We start from the raw sequence: 24241 nt of genomic DNA, 5'->3' as shown, positions 1-24241 counted from the left end.
GGGCAACGGGCTGGCCAGCGCGCCTCCTGGGCGGCCCTTAGTACAGCAGATTCAGCGTTTTCCGCTTCATCGCACTGGGAGACAGAGAGTAGACAAACGGCCCGCGAGCGTCGGCGAGCCCATGGATGCGTCGCTCGTGCAGCAAGAAGAGATCCGCCATCTGTTCCCTGGTTCGGCTGCCGCTTGCCAACGAGACGACGCGTGCGTCGTGAGTGTAGATGGCGTGCGCTTCAAGCGGTCTCGTGGCTACCCGGTGATCTTTCGTGAGGAGAATGAACCCCGCCGCGGTGCCGGCCGCGATCCACGTCTCGTCCTGCATTCGTTGAGCCTCAGCGTCACCGAATTTGGCGGCGAGCGTTGTCACCGACCAACCGGCACCCTCGAGCCTTGATCGCACCGTTCGCTGCCCGAGAGAGCGATCCAGGAGAAACCGAGGCCCCGACATGTCAGGCGGCTGCTCGCGTGATCAACGAGCGGATCTCAGGAGCTGTCAGCCCGTAGTCCTCGGCAACATCGCGTTTGGACTCACCAGCCTTGACGCGGCCAACAACGTCATGAATGCTGACCCCGATTCTGGCGATCGTAGGCTGCCCCCCGTTCAGACGTGGGTCGACCATCACGTCGATGGGCTCGAAGAACGGGAGGCGGATGCGCTGCGCGAAGCCGTCACCGTAGTCGATGCTCTCCAGGAACTCCGCGACAACTTCATTGAAGACACCCTGCCCGTTCCGAACAACGATGAGCTGGTTTTCTCCCTTTTCGTAGAGAATTTCGGCCCCGTCAGTCCGGAGCTTGTCGCTGAGCAGCGCCTGCCGTAAGCCCATCTCCTTGCGGAGCACCTCCACCGCGGGGCGGATGCGCGTCATGTGCAGTCCTGCTTTGCGAAACGACTCGACAATGAACGCCTCGGCAAGGGCATCAAAGGGAACGGTGAGGCCTCGCCCCTCGGTCACTCCCGTGAGGAGTGGGGGCGTCCAACCCGCTTGACCGTCGCGCTGATCGAACTGTTGCCCGTTGGCCCAGCGAGCAAACGACGAGGACGGCGCCTGAACGATCTGTGCCGCTTCGCTTTTGCCATAGAGCGGCAGGGTGTAGGCGGGATCAGCAAGACGCGTTTGCATGCAAACAGAGTACTCGACAGCCTCAGGAGGCGATCGGAAGCGAGCCTCGGAGCTACAGATCCCTGATGCCGGCGAGGCTTTCGTTCCGACAACCCGAGCCCCGTCGCTCCGGATCACCCTGCCGCGGTCGCCTCGGCCCTGCATAGCGCGAGGTCTTGCTCTAGCTGAAAACGAGCGGAACTCCACACGAGCAAGCACTCTTGCGCGTGGACAAGTCGCGCAGCTCGCTGACCAACGCTGTCGCCAGTGCGGCGCCGCTCGCGTTGTGGGCTTCCAGCCGCCTCTTGAACGCGCCAGCCTTCGACGAGTTAAGTTCGCAACCCTTGCGTCCCATGTGAGCCACGATGGCAGGCAGATCACCCTTGCCGTTACCCGCGAACCAGATCCCATTCTCCCCATCAGGAAGCGTTATCTCCGTCGCTTGTCCAGGGCCAGTGACGCGAACCGCTTGGAACAGATCGCGATACTGAGGCGCTACGCGCGAAGAATCACCGCGCGCCACGGGCTTTTCTGGCTCATTGCGTTTGAGAGTGTAGATAGGGCCTGAATCCTCCGGTCTCGAGGAGTGATCTTGCGATGTAGTGGGTCAGGTTCCGGAAGCCGAGCGCGATACCGCGGAGGTGCTCGAGGCGCCCGTTAATGGCCTCGGTCGGGCCGTTGCTGCTCCCGGGACGATCGAAGAACGCGAGGATGTCGGCGGCCCGGCGCTTGAACGTGGTGCCGAGCGTTGCCAGCTCCGGGACCGTCTTCGCGGTAGCCTCGGCGAGCGCATTGATCACGGCGCGCAGCGCGGTCTTCCCGAGCTGCTTCCGGGGTTCTCGATAGGCAGTGATCACGCGTTGATAGATCGTCCAGACAGCCTCGACCTCGGCATGCTCGGGGTTCGCGAACACGCTCTCGAGACGCCCGATCTGACGCTCAGTGAGGAGCGTCGTCCCGGTGCGCAACGCTCGCCTGACGCCGTAGAGCGGGTCGCTCGTGCGGCCGCGGTGTCCGGTCGTTGCTTGCTGGACTCGCTGCCGGCAGGTATCGAGGGCGTCACCGGCCAGCTTCACGACATGGAACGGATCGAGGACCTCGACCGCGTCTGGGAGCTGTTCGACCGCGGCGCACTTGAAGCCCGTGAACCCGTCCATCGCGACGATCTCGACACCGGTGCGCCATGCGTCGGGGCGGGCTTCGAGCCAGTCCCGGAACACGGCCTTCGATCTGCCCTCGACCATGTCCAGAAGGCGGGATGGGCCTGTCTTGGCGCGGATCGGGGTGAGGTCGATGATCACGGTCACGTACTTGTCTCCGTGTCGCGTGTGTCTCCAGACATGCTCATCGACCCCGATCGTGGTGACGTGCTCGAAACGGCGCTCATCGTCGATGAGCAAGCGATGCCCTTCGGCCAGGACGGCGCGGTTCGCGGCGTCCCAAGACACATCAAGCGCTTCAGCGACTCGCGCGACCGAGAGATGCTGACACACGAGCGAGACCAGACTCCATCGCAGCGCGGCTCGGGAGAGCTTCGCGCGAGGTGCGGCCGCGGCGGTCGTGTCTTGCCGCCAAACGTGCTTGCAGTGCTCGCACCGGTAGCGGCGCACCTGGAGCAGGAGCACAGTAGGTCGCCATCCGGAAGGTTCGTGCGCGAGCCTGCGCGTCACCGAGTCTCTCAGCCTCCCCTGGCTGCCGCAGCGGTGACACCAGTCATCGGCCTCAACGACCCGGCACACGAGGACCGTTCGCTCGTGCGTCACGAGCTGCCCGGTCACCTCCAGCCCGAGGTCGTCAAGACGGCAGAAGGTCGTGAGGTTCGGCGACTGGAGGGTAGCGTTACGCATGTCGAGGTCTCTCGGATGGGTGTGTAGGAACTTCCATCCTGGGAGACCTCGACCTCTACCAACGCAAAGACGCGCTACCCCACTCCTACACTCTCAAACGCGATGAGCCGGTTAACGCCGGGCACCCGCAACTACCACGACCCGAGAGACCCCGCCGGCCTGGAAACCCGCACGCAGCGTCGCGCGCCCCAATTTCGTACCCATAAGGCAAAATGACTCCCCAAGACGAGCAACGACGCTCAACTCACGCCACACGAGACCCCGGTGAAAGATCGAGGTTAGCCTCGGGGTTTCACGGTTCTCGTCGTTGAGGTGCGTGGTGGCGTAAGAAAGGTGCCCCTGATCTGGGATAATTGAGCTTGTCTAAGAGCTTCATTGTCCACAAAAGGAGCACCTTCAAGGTGAAGAATACCGGAGCGTACCCACGAGTTCGCGTCGACACCGCGCGAGTCGCCGCGGTCGGGCAAGCGGGCGGTGTCCTGCTCACGGAAACGGTGCGCGCGACAGGCCTCGACCTGGCGTTGTCGGACGCGTTGTCGTCGTGGCGGAAACCGTTCGCGACACATGATCCGGGCAAAATTGTCGCGGATCTCGCGATCGCGCTCGCTCTGGGTGGTGACGCGCTCGCCGATATCGACGCGTTGCGGGGCGAGCCGGGCGTGTTCGGGCTTGTCGCGTCGGATCCGACCGTGTCCCGCCTGATCACCGCGCTCGCCGCCGACCCCGTCCGGGCGATCACAGCGATCAACACGGCGCGCCAAGCTGCTCGCGCCCGGGCATGGTCGTTGGCCGGCGAGCACGCCCCCCGACCATGCAGCGAGCGCGAGGCACCCGCTGGTCATCGATTTGGACGCGACGTTGATCACCGCGCACTCCGAGAAGGAATCCGCGAAACCCACGTTCAAGAAGGGGTTCGGTTTCCACCCGCTCTGCGCGTTCGCGGACCACGGGTCCGCCGGCACCGGGGAGACGCTCGCGATCAAACTCCGCCCAGGGAACGCGGGGTCGAACACCGCGGCCGATCACATCGACGTCGTCCAGCAGGCACTCGCGCAGCTCCCAGGCAGCTCGCCCCGGCCCGGGAAGAGAGTTCTGATCCGCGCCGACGGGGGCGGCGGCACGCACGAGTTCCTCGCCTGGCTCACCGGACGCAGACTCTCCTACTCGGTTGGGTTCACGCTCCCGTTCGAGACGCCAGAGCTCTACAAACAGATCCCCGAAAAGATCTGGACGCCCGCTTACGACGCCGACGGCGACATCCGAGACGGCACGGACGTTGCCGAGTTCACCGGGCTCATGAACCTGCAGAAGTGGCCTGCGGGTATGCGCGTCATCGTCCGCCGGGAACGCCCGCATCCGGGCGCGCAGCTCCGCTTCGAGGACGTTGACGGCTACCGATTGACAGCGTTCGTCACGAACACGACACGAGGGCAGCTCCCCGATCTCGAGCTCCGGCACCGCAAGCGGGCGCGCTGCGAGGACCGTATCCGCATCGCGAAAGATACGGGCCTGCGGAATCTACCCCTGCACGGGTTCGAGCAAAACCGCATCTGGTGTCTGCTCGTGGCCCTCGCGACCGATATCACCGCCTGGATGGGAATGCTCGGCCACCCAGGCGAGCAGGCGCGGCGTTGGGAGCCGAAACGGCTCCGCTACCGGCTCTTCTCTCTCCCCGCGAGTCTCGCGAAGACCGGGCGGCGCATCACCCTGCACCTCTCGGACCGAGCCGCCTGGGCTACGACCACGTTGGCCGCGATCAGCACGCTCCGCGCTCACGCACGAGCACCCGGATGACACTGGACTGCTACCGCACACCACAACCGAGGACACCCACCGGCTTGGAACCCCGCACGCAGCGTCACGCGCCCCAATGTCGTACCCATACGACAGAATCAACACCCGACAACAGCAACGACGCTCGAATCACACCCCGCGGGCCCCCGATGAAAGATCGAGGTTAGTGGCGCGTACCAAGTTTCTGATGCTCTCGACTGCCAATGCGATTTGGCCACTGGGTTCGTCAGCGCAGTTTGTCGAAGCAAGAGCATATGTTGCCGCGTTCTTATTTCCCACACCCTGGCCGCTGTCAACCAGTTCCTGAAGGGTGTCATTCCAACTGGGCCAGTCAATGTTGATGACTGTCTCAAGCGTGTCATCAACAGCGTGGAGTTCAGTCGACAAAGCGCCAATTGGGTAGTCAAGCTCATCTAGATTAAAGTACCGCTGGAGAGCTTTGTTGTCTTTGACATGATTGTAACCGGCATTTTTGACAGCCCTCTCGTTCTCTTTAATCTTCTCAGGATTCTTCTCATGCTTTTTCTTCTCAGTCATCCGGGCCTCGCAGCCTGAATCGTTATCGAAGACCACCATCGTCGGAATTTTTAGTTCGCTCAAGATTGCATGGGGGATATACAGGTGGCCCTTGCCTTGTGCTGCAGCGACTGCAATGCCATCTGTAGAAAGATCCTTGGACCGCGCAGCAACGCCTTCGAACACGGCCTTATCGTCATCACCTTCGACGAGCATTACGGGCTCTTCGGACATTCGGTGGGGGTCATGGGGTGAGTCCGCCGGCGGCGAGGAGCATGCGGAGCCGGTAGTTCTCTCGGTTTCGGAAGCCGCGAGCGAGGCGACGATGCAGCTCGATGATCCCGTTGATCGCCTCGGTGCCGCCGTTGTTTGCCCGGCTGGTGGTGAAGTAGGCGAGGAACGCTGAGCGCCAGCGTCGCAGGGTGCGGCCGAGGCGTGCGATCTCGGGGATCGGGCAGGTGTGGAACGACTCGATGACCTTCTCGGCGATCCGGCGTCCCGTGGTCAGGTCTCTCTGGTGGTAAGCAGCGCGGAGTTGTTGGGCGCACTGCCATGCGACGAACACCTCGTCGTGGGCCGGGTTCGCCTCGATCGCCGCGATGAGGCGGGCCTGCTGCTTCTCGGTCAGGTTCTCCGCCCCGGCGCGGAGGATGGTCTGGATCCCGTAGAGCGGGTCGCCGGTCCGTCCGCGATGGCCGAGGGTGTCTTGCTGGACCCGGCGGCGGACCTCGTCGACCGCTTGAGTGCCGAGCTTGACGACATGGAACGCGTCCAGCACGGCGGTGGCATCTTGCAGTTTGTCGTCGATCGCGGTCTTGTAACCGGCGAACGGATCCAGCGCCGCGACCTTCACCTGCTTGCGGAATGCGTCGCCACGTGCGCTGAGCCAGGTCGCGTAGGCCTTCCCCGACCTGCCCGGCACGAGGTCCAGCAGCCGGGCCCGCGTCTTCCCGGTGCTGTCGCGGGTGAGGTCGACCATCCCGGTCAGCTCCTTCGGACCGCGCTTGCGCGGGTCGACGTGATGCCAGATGTGCTCGTCAACGCCCAGCGTTGTCACGTTCTCGAACCGGGACTCATCGGCCGCGAGCTTCACAAGCTCCGGCTCGACGGCCCGCCACACCGTCTTCCACGACGTGCCCAGCTGGCGACGCAGTCCTTCGATCGTGGCGTGTTCGCGACGCAGCTGACCGACTGCCCAGACGACCGCGCGTCGGGTGAGTACCCCACGCGGGGCGACAAGAGACGGCAGCTGTTCCACGAACGTCTGCCGTGCACAGCCCGACTCGTCACACCGCCAGACTCGCTGCCGCCACACGATTCGCACCCGTGTCATGCCGGGCACGTCATGAAGCAGCCGGCGGCGACGTCCACGGCCGGTCGCGACGGTCCCGCACGACGGGCAACCGGCAGGCGCCGCAGGACTCGAGACCGTCACGATCAGTAGTCCGTTGCGGCGGTCCACGTGCTCGACATGGACGCCCTCGAGGCCGAGCAGGAGGTCACAGCGGGAACACGGGTCAGTGGCAGAGCGCGCGTCAGCGCACACCGAAGTAGGGTGAAGCACGTCGAGGTCCTCGTGATGGATCAGGTGGTTAGCGCTTCTGATCCTCCGGGACCTCGACCCCTACCCGTCGAACCTCACCCGGCGAGCCCTACCCCCACCGAAAGTCCGAAGAGCCGCATTACGGCGTCCGCAAAGAGGGCTTCGGATAGGTGCTGGTTGCACACCATGTCCCACCTGGCGGTGACTACCTTCGGGTCGACATAACCCGTCAACCTGGAAGCAACTGCATCCAATTTTGCGTGCGAGACTGTGACCTGAGCGTGCTGATCAGGGGCATCCGCACTTCGCCGAACTCGCCGAATCTCATCGAAGTACCGAGCGTCTACAAAATAGGGTGAGTGTGTTGCATAGGCGACCTGCAGGCCATTGGCGAGGTCGCTCGCGAGCGTCCTGAGCACGCTGGAGAATGCTCGAGCTTGCGTGGGGTGCTGGAAGAGTTCAGGCTCTTCAATTGCTAGGCAAATGACACTCTCGGAATCCTCGCCTGCGCTCTTGCTGGCAAGCATTTTCAGGCTGGAGATTAGTAGGGCACGCTGAAAACCATGCCCTTGCCGGTCAACATCGGTTTCTGTCATCTGGTCCATTACAGTCACCCGTATCTTCGACATCTGGGGCTTGAGCTCGGGCTCTTGAGCCGACAACTGGATTTTGCGACCGGCGGTGAACGCCTCGATTTCACGGCTTAGGTCAGAGCCAAGCTGATCAAGCTGAGAAACGAGATGTTCTTTTGATATTGCTTCTCTACGACTCGCCACGTCCTCCGCGAGCCGGGAATACGCGGCATCAGCCTTGGCACGATCAACTGTCTTCTCAAGGATGCGACCAATGATTGTTCCCCGAGAATCTTGACTCTCTTCGTTGGCGCGAAGATCAGCAGTTACCAACACGAAATCGAAGACTCCAGACAGGACGTTCTGCCCGTTGAATCCGAATAGATGGCTTCCGCCTGATTCGGACTCTTCAAGGTGTTCAGAGTTGGCGCGTTCCCATTCATCCATGGCGGACTCGACCTTGGACATGGAAGACCACTTGGGTAGTTCGTGATCAGGGTAATTCGCGAGTAGTTCGGTTAAAGCATCCTTCTTCGGGCCAGCCCCAGACGCGTTTCGAACTGTCTCGAAAGGCGGGAACACTAAGGCGTTCCCAGTCATTTTGTCTTGACCATTGGTCCACGTGCGCCAAGCGGTGAATGTATCGGCGTTCACTGGAGCATACTTATCGCCAAGGGCCGCGCGATCTGTGCTGGTCAATGTGTCAAAGGTGACTCGCACTCGTACTCGCTGTAGGTCGCTTCCCGACCAGACATCCTTCTCGTCGATGACTCCACCGTTGAAGAACCAATCCAACGCGCGAAGCACTGAGCTTTTTCCGGCCCCGTTGGGGCCAATAAAGGTCGTGATCTGGTCAAAATCGATGTCGACTTCGTTGAGGCATCGAAAATTCTCAATGCCGACTGACTTAATACGCACACATACCGCCTTTGGTCTGCTCCACTGATCGCACGTAAGTTTTTCAGAGACGAGGTCGGTGTCAAGTCGTGGAAGCAACTGACTCTGTGATGAGGAGTTTCTGGAGAACTTCTTTTGGGGTGAGGAACCCGTCCACGCCCCACTTGGTTGCATTTAGTTCAACTGAAGTTGGCACCTACTTTCCCCTGGATTCAGTAGGCATAGCGACTGACGCGAAACAGATCTTCCGCAGAAAAAAAGGCTTGGCGCCGCTACTACCACTGCGTAAGGGACCAGTTATAACAGCTTCAATTGATGCCTTCTTGATCTCTCGCGTTCAGACTAATGACCTTTGGACCGGACCACAAGCCGGTTATGTTGAGCGCACAGCGGCCGCTAGACGGTGACGCTACCACCGCGTCTCGCTCGGCATCGAGTTCGTCGACTGGGTTCACCGACTACCGATCTCGCCTACATTTGACATAGCAACACCCGCACCGCCGCGCGAAGGAGCCCCACCCCGCCTATGAGCAGTAACAACCACGCCAACTTCATCTGGCAGATCGCAGACCTGCTGCGGGGTAGCTTCAAGGCACACCAGTACGGCGACATCATCCTGCCGTTCACTGTGCTCCGCCGCCTTGACGCGGTCCTCGCGCCGACTAAGAAGGCCGTGGTCCGCGAAGTCGAGATCGCGAACCGCTCCGGCATCCCCGTACGCCCCGCGTACCTGAAGAATCAAGCCGGCCACACGTACTCGTTCTGGAACGCCTCGCGCTTCGACCTCGCTACCGCCCTCGGTGACTCCGAGAACCTCGCCGCGAACCTTCTCGACTACGTCAACGGTTTCTCCGACGGTGTTAAAGACATTTTCGATAAGTACAAGATCAGCGACCGCATCGCCGAACTCGACGAAGCCGACCTCCTCTTCCATGTCACCCAACGCTTCGCGGGCGTCGACCTCTCCCCCAGGGCAGTTCCCAACGAAGAGATGGGGCACATCTTCGAGGAGCTCATCCGCAAGTTCGCGGAAGCTTCCAACGAGACAGCCGGTGAGCACTTCACCCCGCGCGACGTCATCGAGCTCATGGTCGACGTGCTTCTTGACCCCGACAGCGACACCCTCAGCACCCCGCACACGGTCCGCTCCATTTACGACCCAACGGCCGGCACCGGCGGCATGCTCTCCGTCGCCGAAGACCACATCCGCGAGATGAACCCCACCGCGACGCTCACCCTCGCCGGCCAGGAGATCAACCCGCAGTCGTACGCCATCTGCAAAGCCGACATGACGGTGAAGGGGCAGAGCGTCGACGCCATCTTCTTCGGCGACACCCTCACCAACGACGGTCACCTCGGCAAGACCTTCAACTACGGCCTGTCCAATCCACCCTTCGGCGTCGACTGGAAGAAGCAGCAGAAAACTGTCGCCGAAGAGCACACGCAACGCGGATACGCGGGACGCTTCGGCCCCGGGCTCCCCCGCGTCTCTGACGGCTCCATGCTGTTCCTCCAGCACCTCGTCTCCAAGATGCGGCGAGCGGAAGACGGAGGCGGGCGCGCCGCTATCGTCCTCAATGGCAGCCCCCTCTTCACCGGCGGAGCCGGCTCTGGCGAGAGCAACATCCGCAAGTCGATCCTCGACCGCGACCTCCTCGACGCCATCATCGCGCTGCCGACCGACATGTTCTACAACACCGGCATCGCCACCTACGTGTGGGTGCTCTCCACCAACAAGCACCCGGACCGCCGCGGCAAGGTGCAGCTCGTCGACGGCAGCAAGCTGTTCCGCAAGATGCGCAAGGGGCTCGGGTCGAAGCGCAACGAACTCGGCCAAGAGAACATCGACGAGATCGCCCGCCTCTACGCCGCCTTCGAAGACAACGACCGCTCCAAGATCTTCGACCGCGAAGCGTTCTACTACCGCACCATCACCGTCGAGCGCCCGCTCCAGCGCGCCTACTCGGTCACCCCCGACAACCTCGAGGCCGCGATGCAGCTCAAGCAGGTGCAGAAACTCGACGAGCAGGCAGCGGATGCACTGCGTCGCGTCCTCGAGAACCTCGCGGCTGAGACCGACCCCGAGTCGTGCGCGGCACCTCGCGTCTGGCTCGCCCGCAAGCCCTTCGCCGCCGAACTCAACAAGCGGCTGAAGACGGCGTCGGTCGCGCTCCCGGCGGCCGCGCTGACCGCTCTTGCTGACACACTCAGCGAGGAGGACGAGCGGGGCGAGTTCAACCTCGACCCGAAGGGCAAGCCGATCGCAGACTCGTCGCTGCGTGACACGGAGAACGTGCCGTGGAACGAGGACATCCACGAGTACTTCGACCGCGAGGTGAAGCCGTTCGCACCCAACGCGTGGATCGACGAGTCCAAGACGAAGGAAGGGTGCGAGATCCCCTTCACCCGCCACTTCTACCAGTACGTCCCGCCACGCTCACTCGAGGAGATCGACCGCGACCTCGACGAGGTCCTCGGGCGCATCCGCGCGCGCCTCGAGGCTGTGAAGGCGTGAGGAGTTTTGCGCCAGAACCGATCAAGCGACTCGGCAGAGTTGCACTTGGCAAAATGGTCCAGCCAGCGCCTAACGACCCAACAGACATCAGTGCCCCCTATCTTCGGGCAGCGCACATTCAGCCGAACGGTCGCAGACTGGACCTCCCCGAGCAGACCATGTGGTTCTCTCCCGCCGAGTTGCGGTCCCTCGAGCTTCGCGCTGGCGATGTCGCGATCGTCGAGGGCGGAGCCGGGTTCGGCCGCAGCACATACCTTGAAGAGGATCTCACCGGTTGGGGCTTCCAGAACTCCATTGTACGGGTCCGACCGGACGCCCACCTGTCGGATGGGCGGTTTATCAACTACGCCCTTCAGAGCGCGCTCGTACACGGCGAGATTGCAGTGGCGTGCAATCTGGCGACGCTCCCACATTTCACTGCTGAGAAGGTTGCGGCGTTTTCCATTCCCGCACCTCAAGTGGAGACCCAATCCGCAGTAGCTGACTACCTCGACCGGGAGACGGCGGAGATCGACGCGTTCATCGCGGACCAGGAGAAGCTCATCGAGCTTCTCATCGAGCGCCGCGCAGCAGCGTGGCAGAAGCTCATTGACGAGGCAGTTCCCCCGCTCCTGCCACTTCGGCGCGTGATCAAGTCGATCGTAGATGGGCCTTTCGGATCATCGCTGTCGTCTAAGCACTACTCGGACTCAGGGACCCGAGTCATTCGTCTTGGAAACGTTGGTATCAACGAGTTCAAGCGCGAGGACGAGGCTTACATCCCGTCCGACTACGGCGCGGAGCTGAGCGCACACCAAGCAGTCACGGGGGACGTGATAGTTGCAGGGCTGGGCGACGACCGTATGCCGCTCGGGCGAGCCGCCGTCGTACCCGAAATCGGACCGGCCATAGTCAAAGCTGACTGCTTCAGAGTTCGCCCAAACGAGCTCACGACCGGCCCCTACCTTGCCTGGGCGCTTTCCTCACCTGGTGTGGGAAGCCGAATGCGTACCGCTTCACGCGGTTCCACCCGCCAGCGCCTGAATACGACCGTTGTCCGCGAGATCCTGGTGCCGGTGCCGGACTTGGAAATGCAGAGTCTCTTGCTCGCACGTAGCCGCGCGACTACTGCGCAGCTCGACGCGACGATTGCCGAAGCCCGCCAAGCCATCGCCCTGTCGAAGGAGCGTCGTGCCGCGCTCATCTCGGCCGCGGTGACGGGAAAGATCGACGTGCGGGAACACGGCAAGGTCAACGCATGAGCATCCACAAAGAGGACGCGTTCGAGGTCGAGATCTGCGAGCACCTCGAAGCAAACGGCTGGCTCTACTCCCCCAACGATGCCGGCTACGACCGCGAACGGGCCATCTTCCCCGAGGATCTCTTCGCGTGGTTGCGGGAGACGCAGCAACCGCAGCTCGACAAGCTGATCAAGCCGAGCGCATCCACTGAAGTGCAGGCGCAGGCGGAGCGGCAGATCCTCGACCGCATCACCAAACACCTCACAACGGACCCCCAAAACGGTGGCGGTACCCTCGGCCTGCTGCGTGACCCGCTCGGCGTCACCGCGGGCGGTGGGTCGGCGAAGCTGTCGTTCTTCCAAGCCAAGCCACCGACCGAGCTGAACGCGCAGGTAAACGAGCGGTTCGCATCCAACCGCCTCCGCGTGATGCGTCAGGTGCGGTACTCGACGAAGAACGGCAACCGCATCGACCTGGTGCTGTTCGTCAACGGTCTGCCCGTGTCGACGATCGAGCTCAAGACCGACCTCACCCAGAACCTGCAAGCAGGCCTGAAGCAGTACGCGAGAGACCGACGCCCCGACGGCGAACCCCTTCTGACCTTCGGGCGCGGGGCGCTTGTGCACTTCGTCGTCACCAACGAGGAAGCGCACATGACCACGCGCCTTTCCGGCGCCAGCACCTACTTCCTCCCCTTCAACCGCGGCAAGAACAACGGCGCCGGCAACCCGCCCATCCCGGGCACGAGCCCGAGCGCGTACTTTTGGCAGGAGATCCTGCAACGCGAGACCTGGCTCGACCTCGTCGGCCGGTTCATGCACTATCGGTTCGAGGAGAAGACCGACAGCGTCACGGGCAAGAAGACCGTCAGCAAGCAGGTGCGGTTCCCCCGCTACCACCAGTGGCGCGCCGTCACGAAGCTCGAAGCCGCGGTGCGTGAAGAGGGGCCTGGCAGCAACTACCTGATCCAGCACTCGGCGGGCTCCGGGAAGACCGACTCCATCGCGTGGACCGCGCACCGCATGGCGCAGCTCCACGACGCCGACGGCGAGAAGGTGTTCGATGGGGTCATCGTCGTCTCCGACCGGCAGGTGCTGGACGGGCAGCTCCAGCGCGCCGTCGAACAGCTCGAGACCACCGGCGGCGTGTTCGAGGCGATCACTCGTGGCGGCGACGCCGCGAAGTCAGCTCGACTCACCGCCGCGCTCCTCGCTGGGAAGCAGATCATCGGCGTCACCCTTCAGACTTTCCCGTGGGCACTCGACACCATCGAGAAAAGCGTCGGCCTCGCCGGGCGGAAGTATGCCGTTATCGCCGATGAGGCGCATTCCTCACAGTCGGGCAACGCAGCCGACAAACTCAAGCAGGTGCTGACCGCGGGCGCGAAGGGCGCATCCGCTCGCGACCTCCTCGATGTGGCTAAGGAAAACACCACGGGCGCCGCCACTGCAGATGCCGACGCAAGCGAAGCATCCGTCGACGCCGAGGACGTGCTCGCCGACGTGATGCAGCGTCGCGTGGGCACCGGATCGATCTCGTTCTTCGCGTTCACAGCGACCCCGAAGGGCAAGACGATCGAACTGTTCGGGCGCCCGGACGAGAGCGGCACGAAGCAGGCGTTCGACCTGTACTCGATGAAGCAAGCCATCGAGGAGGGCTTCATCCTCGACGTGCTCAAGAACTACCTGCCCTACGACCTGGCGTTCAAGATCGCGCACACCGACTCAAGCGGCACCGAGGTTGAGGTCGACACGCAGCAGGCCGGCAAGGAGCTGATGCGGTGGGTGCGGCTGCATCCGACGAACATCAGCCAGAAGGTTGCCATCATCGTGGAGCACTTCCGCGCGAACGTGCAGCCCGAGCTCGGCGGGCGCGCGAAGGCGATGGTCGTAACGGGGTCGCGCAAGGAGGCGGTGCGGTACAAGCTCGCCATCGACAAATACTTGAAGGAGCGCGGATACGGCGGCAACCTCGGCGCGCTCGTAGCGTTCTCGGGCACGGTCACCGACCCGGAAAGCGGGGCCAGCGAGTACACGGAGACGACACTTGGTCTGCCGCGATGTTTTCGGACTGTCCCCAGCCTGAATGCGATGACTTTTATGCTGCCAACGTGAGTGGCCCGTGATGGACCTGATTCGGCGTTTGATACCCTAACCCCGAATGGCGACGCCGACTGTTATAGAACCCCTCGATATAGCGAACGATATCCTTCCGAGCATGCTTCTTGCTCGGATACGTCGTCCGATACACTCGCTCATTTTTCAAGGCAGCGAAGAATGATTCGGCCATCGCGTTATCCCAACATACACCAGTTCGCCCCATCGAGGAACGCATTCCGAGATCTTTCACCGACTTCCGAAAATCGCTGGACGTGTAGACACTTCCGCGATCGGAATGGAACACAGCGCCCTCCTCAATCGGTGTGCTCTCGGCGGCATTTCTGAGCGCCTGCTCGATCAACTCGGTCCGCATGTGGTCCTCAATGGCCCACCCAACGACTTTCTTTGAATAGCAATCGATGACGGTCGCGAGATACACGAAACCCTGCCAGGTGTGAATGTAGGTGATATCGCCGACGAATTTCCGACCCGGTCGGGTGGCCGTGAAGTCGCGCTCGACGAGATCCGGGAGGGCATGCTCCTCGCCATCCGTGGTTGTCGTGACTCGGAACGGTCGAGGCTGGCAGGCCACAAGCTTGTGCTCAGCCATCAGGCGGCGAACGAGCTCCGGGGAACAGTGCGTGCCAGCCTCGGCAAGGTCAGCGTGAATTCGCCGATACCCATACGTCCCGTCCGACGCTTCGAAGAACATTGTGATCTTCTCGACAAGTGCGTCTCGTCGCTCCTGCGTGCGAGTTGGCGTCGGGTCCCTCCAGGAATAGAAACCAGATTTCGAAACACCAAGCCAAGCGCACATTTTCGTGACGGAATGATTAACACTCGCGTCAATGGTCAGGGAGTCAATGTATTCATACTTGCTCACTACCGCTGCTCCCGCGCGAAGTAAGCCGTAGCTTTTTTCAGGAACGCGGTCTCCGCCCGTAGCTCCAGGACTTCCTTCTCGAGCTCACGGAGTCGCTCTCGCTCCGATCCACTCACAGGGAGTTCCGTGACCGGGTTGTCCGCCCGATACTTCGCGAGCCAATTCCGGAGAGTCTCCGCGCCCACACCATACGACGCTGCAACGTCCTTGATCGGTTTCGACGACGCGATCACCTCCTGACAGAGCTCGTCCTTAAATTCCTGCGTAAATCTTCTACGAGACATGAATTGCCCCTCCCGGCGACTTCCCTACCCAATTTACCGGGGAGCTACTGTCCGAGAACATAGCGGCAGCCCAACTGAACCCTGGCCTCAAGGGCAGGTCGTTGGAGATGGCGTTCGCGGGTGACGAGTTCCAGGTGATGATCGTCGCGAACAAGTTCCAGACCGGATTCGATCAGCCGATGCTCGTCGGCATGTATGTCGACAAGAAGCTGTCGGGAATCACGGCCGTGCAGACGCTGTCTCGCCTCAACCGAACGTTCCCGGGGAAGGAGAACACGTACGTTCTCGACTTCGTGAACGACCCGAACGAGATTCTCGCCGCGTTCCAGGTCTACTACGAGGACGCGAAGCTGACGGAGGAGTCGGACCCGAACGTCATCCACGAGATGCTGTCGAAGCTGCGGGCGATGCGCATCATCGACCAGCACGACATCGACGGGGTCGTGCACGAGTGGCTCGAAGGCAAGCGACACAACGCGCTCTACTCCTACATCAAGGTGTCCCGGGACGTGTTCTGGGATCGGTGGGATGCGGCGGTTGCCGACGAGGATGCCGTCGAGCTAGCTCGCCTCGAAGAGTTCCGGGGCACCGTCAACCAGTTCGTGAAGTCATACGACTTCCTGTCGCAGATCGTCAACTACGACGACACCGACATCGAGAAATGGGCGATCTTCCTCCGCGTGTACCGGACGCCTATCAAGCGCAAAGACACCCTCGCGTCGGCGATCGACACCGACGAGATCGTGCTGAAGCACTTCCAGCTCAAGAAGCAGGAGCAGGCTCGGCTGCGGCTCGTCGATGGGGAGGCAGGCGAGCTGAGCGGATTGAAGGCAGCTGGCTCGGCCTCGCCGCGAGAAACGAAGTACGGGCTGCTTTCGGAGGTGATCGACAAGATCAACGACCTGTTTGCTGGCGCTGACATCGACGAGGTTCAGGCCGTCGAGGCTGCGAACACGCTCATGGGCCAGGTGCTCGAAAGCGATGAGCTGCGGTCGCAGGCCAACGCCAACACCCGCGTCGATTTCGAGTTCTCACCGAGCATCAACGTCGAGCTGGAAGACGCGGCCTACGCGTCAGGTGCCCAGCAGAATCGCGCGTTCCAGCACCTGCTGCAGTCACAAGACTGGGACCGCGTGAAAGAGATGCTGCTGGCGATGGATATGTACGAGAAGCTCCGCGAACGCGCCAGTCGCGACGCCTAGCCCCGAGGCGCGTGTCGGAGCCTCGCCACGAGTTCAGCGGCCGAGGTTCTTGGCCGCCCGCGTGTAGGCGTCGAGACCCTCACGAAATCCGACCGCGACCGGCTGCACGGCAACAAGCTGCACACGATCCCGGCACTCTCGATAGACGAGCCGAAAGCGAGGCTTGATACCGCCGACCGTGTCGAAATAGAGCTTGAAGCAGTCCGAGAGATCACCGGTCGCGACTCGATCATCCAGCGAATGGCCGCGGACCTTGCCGTCTCGCACGAGCACTGCCATCTCCAGGGCTTTCACGCGGGTCGCATCGTCGGGCAATGCATCGAGGTCTGCTTGGAACCCCCGAGGCGGCTTCGCGAACCTCGTCACTCGAAGCGCGCCGGGTCGAGACCCAGACCAGCAGCGATCTCCGCCATGCTGGCGTCACCCTCGCCGGCAGCAAGCCGGGGCGCTACGGTACGCGCGATAAAGGCATCCTCGAGCAGACTCTCCATACGATCGAGCAGCTCGACGGGAATGATCGCCCCGACCGGTTTGCGATGCGTCCCGAACAAGACCGGCTTGAAATCGAGACCTTCCGCCTCGATCTGCTTGCCGATGGCCGGGAGGTCCTTGCGGGCTTCCGAGCTGGACAGGATGCGTGTGGTTGCCATGCCGCAATAGTACCAGAACACGTACGTCTTTACGTACTAGAACTGGGCACCGCCGCCCCACCCCAACTGTTCACCTGCGCGCCAATTTCCAGTCCAGCGGTCTCGTAATTGCCGGTCACCTTCGCGAGTTTGCATACCTCGAAATCCCGGGAGCATCCCTCGGAAGGACCCCGAACTTGCGCCGTTCACCGCTCCTCGCCTTCGGCATCATGGGCGTCAGCGCCCTCGCCCTCACCGGCTGCCAGACGGCCGAAGCCACCGCCGACGACACCACCATCACGATCGCCACCATCCCCCTCGGCGAAGACCCCACCCAGGCCAACCCCATCGACGCACTCGTCGAGCTCCTCGAAGCCGAGACCGGCTACACCGTCGAGGTCACCGACGTGCCCGACTACCTCAGCGTCGTCGGGCCATCCGCGCCGACCACGTCGACATGGGCATCATGAGCGGCTTCCCGTCCGCCCTCGCCGTCAACACGGGCAAAGTGGATGCGCTGCTCGCCTGGGAGGGCAGCGAAGACCCCGTCTCCACCTGCGTCGTCTTGAACGACTCCCCCGTGCAGGAACTCACCGACCTCGAGGGCAAGACCGTCGCCTTCGCCGACCAGGCCTCCAGCTCCGGCTACTTCATGCCCGTCCACATGCTCCAGGAGGCGGGCCTCGAGCAGGGCACCGACTACGAGGCGATCTTCGCCGGCGGCCACGAGGGCTCCTTCGCTGCCCTCGAACAAGGCCAGGTGGACGCCGCCTGCACCTCCATCATGCTCACCGAGCTCGGCGAACCCATCTTCCCCTTCGCAGACGGCGAGTGGCGCGGCGTCGGCGAGAGCGCGCCTATGCCCGTCATGGGCAGCGTCCTCGGCAGCCCTGAACTCAGCGACGAGAAGCGCACCGTCATCCAAGACGCCATCCAGGCGGTCTTCGTCGAGGAGAACGCCGAGGCCCTCGGCGCCCTCGGCTCCGGCTTCATCGGACTCCCCGTCTCCGTCGACCCCGAGCCCTCCGTCTTCGATGGCTTCGTGGAGATTGCCGGCATCGCTGGCGTGAAGCTCGAGGACCTCGAATGACGAACCTCGCCCCAGCACCCAGCGCGAACACCGCGCCCGCACCAGCAACCACCACGACCAGCGACATGGATGCACTCACCCGCCTCCCCCGCGTCACCGTGCGCGGCCTCCGGGTCGCCTACGACGAGACGACCGTGCTCGACGGCGTCGACCTCGACCTGCACCCCGGCGAGATGGTCGCCCTTCTCGGCGCGTCCGGCTCCGGCAAGTCGACGCTCATGCGCAGCCTGACCGGCTTCGCACCCATCACGGGCGGGACGGCACGCGTCGCCGGCCACGATGTCACCAACCTCCGGCGGGGCGAGCTCCGGCATTTGCGCGCCGGCGTCGGTCAGGTGTTTCAGCAGTTCAACCTCATCCCCCGCCTCAGCGTGCTCACCAACGTGCTCACCGGCGCCCTCCACAGCGCGGGCCCCATCAACCTCGTCGGCGGCTTCAGCAGCGAACACCACAGACGGGCGATGGAGCTGCTCGACCGCGTCGGCGTCGCGCACAAGGCGAAGGACCCCGCCCGCTCGCTGAGCGGCGGCCAGCAGCAGCGCGTCGCCATCGCCCGCGCCCTCATGCAGCAGCCGCGAGTGATCCTCGCCGACGAACCCGTCGCATCCCTCGACCCGAAGCTCGCCGACTCCGTGCTCGAACTTCTGCGCGACATCGCCACCCGCGACGGCATCCCCGTGCTCGTCAGCCTCCACGTGCTGCCCCTCGCACTCCGCCACACCGACCGCATCATCGGCCTCCGCCACGACGAGATGCTCGTCTCGGCGCCAAGCGGTGCGCTCGACGCCGACAAGCTCTCCGTGCTCTACGACGACGAGGAGGCCCACGATGACCACCACCGCGCCTAAGCCGCCCCGCGCATCCACGGCCCCCACCCTCACGACCGCCGAGCGCGACCGCCTCGAACGCGCCTTCTCGATCCCGCGAGCGCGCTTCATGCTGGGCATCCCAGTCGCCGTCATCGTGCTGCTGTGGTCGATCGCGGGCGCCGAGTTCAACTTCGCGAAGCTCGGCGACGGGGCCATCAACATGGGCGAGTTCCTCTCGCGCCTGTTCCCGCCCGACTTCTCGAAGTTCGGCACCATCTTCTCGCTCCTCATCGAAACCCTGCAGATGGCCATCGTCGGCACCGTCCTCGGGGCCGTGCTGTCGCTGTTCATGGCGTTCGCCGCATCGTCGAACATCGCCCCGAAGTGGATGTACTACCCGGCCCGCTGGGTCATGAACATCATCCGCTCCGTGCCCGACCTCGTCTTCGCGCTCATGTTCGTCTCGGCCGTCGGCCTCGGGCCGTTCGCGGGAATCCTCGCCATGACGCTCGGCTCGATCGGCTCCATCGGCAAGGTCTACGCCGAGGCCATGGAATCCGTCGACCGCGGCCCCATGTCGGCCATGCAGGCCGTCGGCGCGTCCCGCCGCCAGCTCATCCAGTACGGCGTGCTCCCCCAAGCCGCGCCGCTCCTCGTGTCGTACACGCTGCTGCTCTTCGAGGGCAACGTGCGCGGCGCCACCATCCTGGGCCTCGTCGGGGCCGGCGGCATCGGCCTCGAGCTCACCACGGCGATGAAGATGTACGACTACGGACATCTCAGCGCCATCATCATCTGCATCATCGTGCTCGTCACGCTGATCGACCAGGGCAGCGCCCTCATCCGAAAGCGACTCACATGACCACCACGCTCGACATCACCCTCTCCGCGCCCGTCAACCTGCGCGACCTCGGCGGTACCCCCATCGCCGGCGGCACCCTCCGCGACGGCCTCGCGATCCGCGCCGACGACCTGTCCGTCATCACCGAAGAGGATGCACGCGAGCTGAGCACTGGCGGGCTCGCCTCGGTCATCGACCTGCGCACCGCCGACGAGGTCGCCCTCACGGGCCGCGGCCCGCTCGCCACGCACGCCGTCACCTACCACCATCTGCCCCTGATGGGCAGCGTCGGCGGAGGCATCCCCGCCGCCGACGAGCACGGGAGCGCGCACGCCGGCATGGGCGAAATGTATGCGCTCATGGTCGAGACGGCCGCGCCGCAGCTCGCGACGGCGCTCGGCATCATCGCCGTTCCCCCGGCGCGACCGCCTTCCACTGCGCGGCCGGCCGCGACCGCACTGGTGTGCTCGCCGCAATGCTGCTCCTCGCACTCGGCGCAAACGACGACGACGTCGTGCGCGACTACGCCAAGACCGACGCGAACATGGGCGCGATCCTCACCCGCATCGGGCCGACGATGAGCGTGCTGCTCGCGAAGTTCGGCAAGGACCTCGAAGAGGTGTCGAAGCTCAACGGGTCCCTCCTCGACGGGGCCGAACCCATGGACGTGTCGATGCGCATCCTCCTCGCCCGCCTCCGCGAGCGCCACGGCGACCCCCTCGCGCCGCTGCGCGCGGCCGGGCTCACCGACGCGACCGTCGCGCAGCTTCGGGCGAAGGCGCTCGCGTGACATTCGCCGCGACTGCCGCCGCGCCCGCATCCCTTGAACTGGATGCGGGCGCCGCGGCGCCCGCGGCAGTGAGCGAGGAGTCGGAGACGCGGCGCGGCCCCGGTCGACCCCGCACCGAGGAACTCGACGGGCAGATCCTCGCAGCGACGCTCGCGATCATCGACGCCGGCGAGGCCGTGACCGTGTCGAGGGTCGTCGAGCGCAGCGGCGTGAGCCGGGCTGCCCTCTACCGACGGTGGCCGTCGATGACGACCCTCATCGCGGACGCCCTCGACGTCGGGCGCACGGTGCCCCCACCCCTCGCCAAGCCGGGCTACCTGCGGGCGAGCATCTTCGAGTTCCTGATGGGGGCATCCGCCGAACTAGACGAGACGAGCTACCCGGACCAGCGGTTCCGGCAGCGCATCCGCCTCGTCATGAGCGACCGGGAACTGCAGCAGGCGTACTGGGAGTCACACGTCTCCGTGCGTCGCCGCCCCATCGAAGACGCCCTCCGCGCCGGTGCCGCCGAGGGGTCACTGCGCGCTGACCTCGACGTCGAGGCGTGCTTCGACCTCATCGCCGGCATCTTCTACTACCAACTCGTCGTTCGCGGCGACCGCTTTGACGACCCAGCCGCGCGCGCCCGCTGCCGGGCCGGCCTCGAGGTCGCGTGGCGCGGGATGGAAGAATAAGGCGCTCAACGGTCGCGTAGGGCGGGCGCCCGGCGGACATCGACCGCCGACTCCAGCGCGTAACTGCACAGAAGCTGATCGAAGCTTCACGCCCACCACGCGATGCGTTACAGTTATTGCAGTTAGGGGTACTGCCGTGAACACTTCCACGATCCTGCAAGGCGCCGCCATCGAACAAAACGATGTCGACCAGCTGACCGCCGCCGTCGAGTCGCTTCCACCCGAGAGCCCTGTGCGCGCTGTCGTCACCAGAATGCTCGCCGCTCTCGATCGAGGCGCGGGCATCACACTTGTCGAACAAGACAAAGAGCTCAGCCCGAACGAGGTTGCCGCGCTTCTCGGTGTCAGTCGGCCACACATCATGAAGATGGTGCGCACTGGTGCGTTGAAAGCACACCACGTCGGAACACATCTCCGGATCGCGTTCGCGGACTACGAGGACTTCGTCGCCCGACGCGACAGCGCATCGAAATACGTCGCGGAAGTCATCGCAGCGGCGCAGAACTCGGCCGTCGAACCGTTCACCGACGAGGAATTGCGGGAGCTCAACGACCTGTAGTGCCGTGCATCAGACGAACTCGGTCGAGAAAAGCTTGAGCGAGCGGCTTGACACTCTCACACAGACGGCAGACCGGCAGATCGGCATTCTCTCCCTCTGACGGTACAAACCAGGCACCGCACAGCGAGCGGATAGCGCGGCCGAGCACGAAGCCTTCCGTGTGATGCAGGGAGTCGACCCAGTGCAAACAATTCCACTCGGGAGATGCACTTGCTCCCGATACCGCGAATCCGGTTGCAGGTAAACACTGCCGCACGAGATCAGCTGCTCCCGCATGAGGCGGGTCCTCGGCGAGTATGCGACGGTGAGGGACACGACACCAAACGACCAGTTCGCCTCGCCAACCGAATCTGCGGGATCGCCAACTTCCACGCTCAGCCGAAATTCGAGCGCCTCTCCCGCTTGTCCTCCGTTCGGGTGCGCGGGCGAAACTAAGACCACTTCGCGTGCATCTCGAACAGTCGACCGCAGTCCGTCGCACAGGACTCGGACGAGGTCGACCTGGACGTCGTGCAGGGCCTGGCGGCTCTCTTCAGCTTCACGGAGCGAATACTCGAACCGCGAGGGCATGTAGGCCGGCGTCGCCGCACCCTCACGCTGGCCAAGCTTCAGCACCTCCGCGACGTGCGCGTGAAACCGATCGTGGCGCTCCGCGTACACCAGCCAAGGGTCACCGTGACCGTCGAATACGACAGCGCCCCGGTAACCAGCGCCCGATCGGTCGCGTGCCTCGACAACAGTCGCACCAAAGGACTTGGTAGCTTCACCGTGCTTGGACGGAGTGCCGGAGTCGATCTCTCGCTGAGCATCCTTGAGGAGGTCGCAATCGAGCGCATAAAGGTCAAGCCGCTTGAGTATCCGAGCCGACTCGTCCGCCGAGGCCAGCGACTTGGCCCGAGCAATGGCGGAGAGCACCTCCAAAATGGCAGGTGTCTCGGGCAACGACTTCATCACCCGCAAGGTCGGCCGTACTCGACGCATGCTCCTCCTTAGACCGGTCCGACGATGCTACTCGCCCAGTGACGCAGCCTGCGCTCTGCCCCAGCCTCGTCCGGTCTGAGGGCAGAGCATCGCCCCACCCACTTGACCCCGCCCCAACGTCATAGTTTCTGCTTGACCGCATGAACCTCCTGCCTGTCACGTACCTCGCCTCGCACGTCCTGTCCCTGCTCGGCAACTCGATCGCCGGCATCGCCCTCCCGCTCATCGTGCTCTCGACGACGGGCAGCACCCTCGGGGCGGGCACGGTCGCGGCGGCCACGGCCATCCCGGCCGTGCTCGCCGGCCTCTTCATGGGGGTCGTCATCGACCGCATCAACCGGCGCACCTCATCCGTGGTCACCGACCTCATCTCCGCCACCTCGATCGCGGCGCTCCCGATCGTCGACCTCGTCTCCGGGCTCAACCTCGGCTGGTTCGTGCTCTTCGGCATCATCGGATCCCTCGGCGACGTGCCCGGCATGACCGCCCGCGAAGCCCTCCTCCCCGCAATCGTGCGCCACGGCAACCTCAGCGCCGAACGCCTCATGGGCCTGCGCGAAAGCCTCAGCGCCGTCGCCATCTTCGTCGGCCCCGCCGCAGCCGGCACCCTCATGGTGCTCTTCGACGGCTCCACCGTGCTCTGGATCACCGCCGCCACCTCACTCCTCGCCGCCCTCATCACCCTCCTCATCCCGAAGGCGGTGGGCGTTCTCGTCGCCGACGACGGCTCGCGCGCATTCACCCCAACAGGCAGCGGATGGTCGCAGCTACGCGACGGCTGGCGGGCCCTGTTCCGCAGCCCCTTCCTCGTCGCCACCACGGCGCTCAGCCTCGTATCGGTGTTTGTGCTCGCGGGACTCCAGGGGCTCGTGCTGCCCGTCTACTTCAAGCTCGTCGACCAGCCAGGGCTCCTCGGGTTCGTGCTCAGCGCACTCGCCCTCGGAATGCTCGTCGGCGGTGGCGCCTACGCCTTCGCTGGCACGCGCGGTCCGCGCCGGGCCTGGTTCGTAATCGGCATGATCGGCACGACGATCGGCATCGGCCTCATCAGCCTGCTCACCTCGGTGTGGATCGCGTTCGCGGGCGCCTTCGTGCTGGGCGCCGCGAGCGGACTCTTCGGCAGCCTCATGGGCGTGCTCATGATCGAGCGCATCCCCGAGCAGCTGCGCGGCCGCATCATGGGCACCCAGAACGCCCTCACGACGGCGGCCCCGTCGGTTGGCATCATGCTCGTGGCCGTGCTCACCGAGTACGCGAGCGTCAACGCCGCCGCGCTTGTGCTGCTCGGAGCCTGGGGATGCGCGTTCGTCTACGGCCTCGCCGCCCGCCCGCTTCGTACACTGGAACCCCAGTCAGCGAGCGTGAACGCGGGTGGAGTGCGATGAACAGCAGTGAG

Annotated in this window: 21 protein-coding genes and 2 pseudogenes; 13 read left to right on the top strand and 10 right to left on the bottom strand. The window is 64.0% G+C overall.

The window, feature by feature from the left end; all coding sequences use genetic code 11:
* Window positions 1-37 precede the first annotated feature (37 nt).
* From FHX72_RS19920 to FHX72_RS08130, 3 genes are all read right to left on the bottom strand, one after another.
* The gene (locus FHX72_RS19920; protein WP_377605791.1) at window positions 38-445 is read right to left on the bottom strand and encodes a PIN-like domain-containing protein; all 408 of its coding nucleotides are present in this window, start codon (window positions 443-445) and stop codon (window positions 38-40) included.
* Between the two features lies 1 nt (window position 446).
* Entirely contained in the window at window positions 447-1121 is a 675-nt protein-coding gene (locus FHX72_RS08135; RefSeq protein ID WP_183624285.1) for a DUF433 domain-containing protein, read from the bottom strand.
* Window positions 1122-1636: 515 nt separating this feature from the next.
* Window positions 1637-2947, bottom strand: a complete 1311-nt coding sequence (locus tag FHX72_RS08130) for an ISL3 family transposase (protein ID WP_183624284.1) — start codon at window positions 2945-2947, stop codon at window positions 1637-1639.
* A 401-nt stretch (window positions 2948-3348) separates the two neighbouring features.
* On the opposite strand from FHX72_RS08130, the pseudogene FHX72_RS08125 reads away from it, so the two are divergent.
* Window positions 3349-4741, top strand: a pseudogene (locus FHX72_RS08125) (IS1380 family transposase).
* 129 nt (window positions 4742-4870) lie between these two features.
* Here the strand turns inward: FHX72_RS08125 and FHX72_RS08120 are convergent.
* From FHX72_RS08120 to FHX72_RS08110, 3 genes are all read right to left on the bottom strand, one after another.
* Entirely contained in the window at window positions 4871-5473 is a 603-nt protein-coding gene (locus FHX72_RS08120) for a TOPRIM nucleotidyl transferase/hydrolase domain-containing protein (protein ID WP_183624283.1), read from the bottom strand.
* A 28-nt stretch (window positions 5474-5501) separates the two neighbouring features.
* A complete protein-coding gene (locus FHX72_RS08115) occupies window positions 5502-6821 on the bottom strand; it encodes an ISL3 family transposase (RefSeq protein ID WP_420874862.1) in 1320 nt (439 codons plus the stop codon).
* Between the two features lie 74 nt (window positions 6822-6895).
* Window positions 6896-8290: an AAA family ATPase gene (locus FHX72_RS08110; protein ID WP_183624282.1), complete on the bottom strand. Its 1395-nt coding sequence runs from the start codon at window positions 8288-8290 to the stop codon at window positions 6896-6898.
* Between the two features lie 505 nt (window positions 8291-8795).
* On the opposite strand from FHX72_RS08110, the gene FHX72_RS08105 reads away from it, so the two are divergent.
* The 3 genes from FHX72_RS08105 to FHX72_RS08095 are packed head-to-tail and all read left to right on the top strand — an operon-like array spanning window position 8796 to window position 14118.
* The gene (locus tag FHX72_RS08105; RefSeq protein WP_183624281.1) at window positions 8796-10784 is read left to right on the top strand and encodes a type I restriction-modification system subunit M; all 1989 of its coding nucleotides are present in this window, start codon (window positions 8796-8798) and stop codon (window positions 10782-10784) included.
* 53 nt (window positions 10785-10837) lie between these two features.
* Entirely contained in the window at window positions 10838-12025 is a 1188-nt protein-coding gene (locus tag FHX72_RS08100; protein WP_183624280.1) for a restriction endonuclease subunit S domain-containing protein, read from the top strand.
* On the top strand, window positions 12022-14118 hold the full coding sequence (locus FHX72_RS08095; protein ID WP_183624278.1) for a type I restriction endonuclease subunit R: 2097 nt from the start codon (window positions 12022-12024) through the stop codon (window positions 14116-14118). The genes FHX72_RS08100 and FHX72_RS08095 overlap by 4 nt, the downstream gene beginning before the upstream one ends.
* Here the strand turns inward: FHX72_RS08095 and FHX72_RS08090 are convergent.
* Window positions 14102-15270 (bottom strand): IS3 family transposase gene (locus FHX72_RS08090; RefSeq protein ID WP_183623042.1). Its coding sequence is split into 2 segments (ribosomal slippage): window positions 14102-15015 and window positions 15015-15270, totalling 1170 coding nucleotides; the frame shifts between segments, so codons are not numbered across the junction. The two genes, FHX72_RS08095 and FHX72_RS08090, sit on opposite strands and share 17 nt — an antisense overlap.
* A 107-nt stretch (window positions 15271-15377) precedes the next feature.
* Between FHX72_RS08090 and FHX72_RS08085 the strand changes: the two genes are divergently transcribed.
* Complete coding sequence (locus FHX72_RS08085) at window positions 15378-16472, top strand: type I restriction endonuclease subunit R (protein WP_183624276.1); 1095 nt, start codon at window positions 15378-15380, stop codon at window positions 16470-16472.
* A 33-nt stretch (window positions 16473-16505) separates the two neighbouring features.
* Here FHX72_RS08085 and FHX72_RS08080 read toward each other — a convergent pair whose 3' ends face one another.
* Window positions 16506-16787 (bottom strand): hypothetical protein, encoded by a 282-nt coding sequence (locus FHX72_RS08080; protein WP_244964113.1) that lies wholly within the window; start codon window positions 16785-16787, stop codon window positions 16506-16508.
* 47 nt (window positions 16788-16834) lie between these two features.
* Window positions 16835-17122 (bottom strand): type II toxin-antitoxin system Phd/YefM family antitoxin, encoded by a 288-nt coding sequence (locus tag FHX72_RS08075; RefSeq protein ID WP_183624274.1) that lies wholly within the window; start codon window positions 17120-17122, stop codon window positions 16835-16837.
* Between the two features lie 176 nt (window positions 17123-17298).
* Between FHX72_RS08075 and FHX72_RS18900 the strand changes: the two genes are divergently transcribed.
* From FHX72_RS18900 to FHX72_RS19360, 7 genes and pseudogenes are all read left to right on the top strand, one after another.
* Window positions 17299-17571 (top strand): substrate-binding domain-containing protein, encoded by a 273-nt coding sequence (locus FHX72_RS18900; protein WP_244964112.1) that lies wholly within the window; start codon window positions 17299-17301, stop codon window positions 17569-17571.
* Window positions 17568-18191: a phosphate/phosphite/phosphonate ABC transporter substrate-binding protein gene (locus FHX72_RS08070; protein WP_244964111.1), complete on the top strand. Its 624-nt coding sequence runs from the start codon at window positions 17568-17570 to the stop codon at window positions 18189-18191. Before FHX72_RS18900 ends, FHX72_RS08070 begins: the two co-directional genes overlap by 4 nt.
* A complete protein-coding gene (locus FHX72_RS08065; protein WP_183624272.1) occupies window positions 18188-19039 on the top strand; it encodes a phosphonate ABC transporter ATP-binding protein in 852 nt (283 codons plus the stop codon). The genes FHX72_RS08070 and FHX72_RS08065 overlap by 4 nt, the downstream gene beginning before the upstream one ends.
* Complete coding sequence (gene phnE / locus FHX72_RS08060) at window positions 19020-19862, top strand: phosphonate ABC transporter, permease protein PhnE (protein WP_183624270.1); 843 nt, start codon at window positions 19020-19022, stop codon at window positions 19860-19862. Before FHX72_RS08065 ends, phnE begins: the two co-directional genes overlap by 20 nt.
* Window positions 19859-20631: pseudogene (locus tag FHX72_RS19915) on the top strand (tyrosine-protein phosphatase). The gene phnE and the pseudogene FHX72_RS19915 overlap by 4 nt, the downstream one beginning before the upstream one ends.
* Window positions 20628-21305 (top strand): TetR/AcrR family transcriptional regulator, encoded by a 678-nt coding sequence (locus tag FHX72_RS08050; RefSeq protein ID WP_338110086.1) that lies wholly within the window; start codon window positions 20628-20630, stop codon window positions 21303-21305. Before FHX72_RS19915 ends, FHX72_RS08050 begins: the two are co-directional and overlap by 4 nt.
* A 136-nt stretch (window positions 21306-21441) precedes the next feature.
* Window positions 21442-21864 (top strand): excisionase family DNA-binding protein, encoded by a 423-nt coding sequence (locus tag FHX72_RS19360; RefSeq protein ID WP_183624268.1) that lies wholly within the window; start codon window positions 21442-21444, stop codon window positions 21862-21864.
* Here FHX72_RS19360 and FHX72_RS19910 read toward each other — a convergent pair.
* Complete coding sequence (locus tag FHX72_RS19910) at window positions 21851-22012, bottom strand: DUF3039 domain-containing protein (RefSeq protein WP_420892897.1); 162 nt, start codon at window positions 22010-22012, stop codon at window positions 21851-21853. The genes FHX72_RS19360 and FHX72_RS19910 overlap by 14 nt on opposite strands.
* A gap of 973 nt (window positions 22013-22985) precedes the next feature.
* Between FHX72_RS19910 and FHX72_RS08035 the strand changes: the two genes are divergently transcribed.
* Window positions 22986-24230, top strand: coding sequence for an MFS transporter (locus FHX72_RS08035; protein WP_183624264.1), 1245 nt, complete (start codon window positions 22986-22988; stop codon window positions 24228-24230).
* Window positions 24231-24241 lie beyond the last annotated feature (11 nt).

This window comes from Pseudoclavibacter helvolus (genome assembly GCF_014191305.1).
Taxonomy (GTDB): Bacteria; Actinomycetota; Actinomycetes; order Actinomycetales; family Microbacteriaceae; genus Pseudoclavibacter; species Pseudoclavibacter helvolus.
Note: the sequence above shows the minus strand (reverse complement) of the source record. Positions and strands in the feature narration are given on the sequence as shown.

Coding starts and splice junctions, on each gene's coding strand:
- FHX72_RS19920 (WP_377605791.1), bottom strand. CDS start 445: ATGTCGGGGCCTCGGTTTCTCCTGGATCGCTCTCTCGGGCAGCGAACG.
- FHX72_RS08065 (WP_183624272.1), top strand. CDS start 18,188: ATGACGAACCTCGCCCCAGCACCCAGCGCGAACACCGCGCCCGCACCA.
- FHX72_RS08095 (WP_183624278.1), top strand. CDS start 12,022: ATGAGCATCCACAAAGAGGACGCGTTCGAGGTCGAGATCTGCGAGCAC.
- FHX72_RS08100 (WP_183624280.1), top strand. CDS start 10,838: ATGGTCCAGCCAGCGCCTAACGACCCAACAGACATCAGTGCCCCCTAT.
- FHX72_RS08035 (WP_183624264.1), top strand. CDS start 22,986: ATGAACCTCCTGCCTGTCACGTACCTCGCCTCGCACGTCCTGTCCCTG.
- FHX72_RS08105 (WP_183624281.1), top strand. CDS start 8,796: ATGAGCAGTAACAACCACGCCAACTTCATCTGGCAGATCGCAGACCTG.
- phnE (WP_183624270.1), top strand. CDS start 19,020: ATGACCACCACCGCGCCTAAGCCGCCCCGCGCATCCACGGCCCCCACC.
- FHX72_RS08120 (WP_183624283.1), bottom strand. CDS start 5,473: ATGCTCGTCGAAGGTGATGACGATAAGGCCGTGTTCGAAGGCGTTGCT.
- FHX72_RS08070 (WP_244964111.1), top strand. CDS start 17,568: ATGAGCGGCTTCCCGTCCGCCCTCGCCGTCAACACGGGCAAAGTGGAT.
- FHX72_RS08075 (WP_183624274.1), bottom strand. CDS start 17,122: ATGGCAACCACACGCATCCTGTCCAGCTCGGAAGCCCGCAAGGACCTC.
- FHX72_RS08085 (WP_183624276.1), top strand. CDS start 15,378: ATGGCGTTCGCGGGTGACGAGTTCCAGGTGATGATCGTCGCGAACAAG.
- FHX72_RS08135 (WP_183624285.1), bottom strand. CDS start 1,121: ATGCAAACGCGTCTTGCTGATCCCGCCTACACCCTGCCGCTCTATGGC.
- FHX72_RS08130 (WP_183624284.1), bottom strand. CDS start 2,947: ATGCGTAACGCTACCCTCCAGTCGCCGAACCTCACGACCTTCTGCCGT.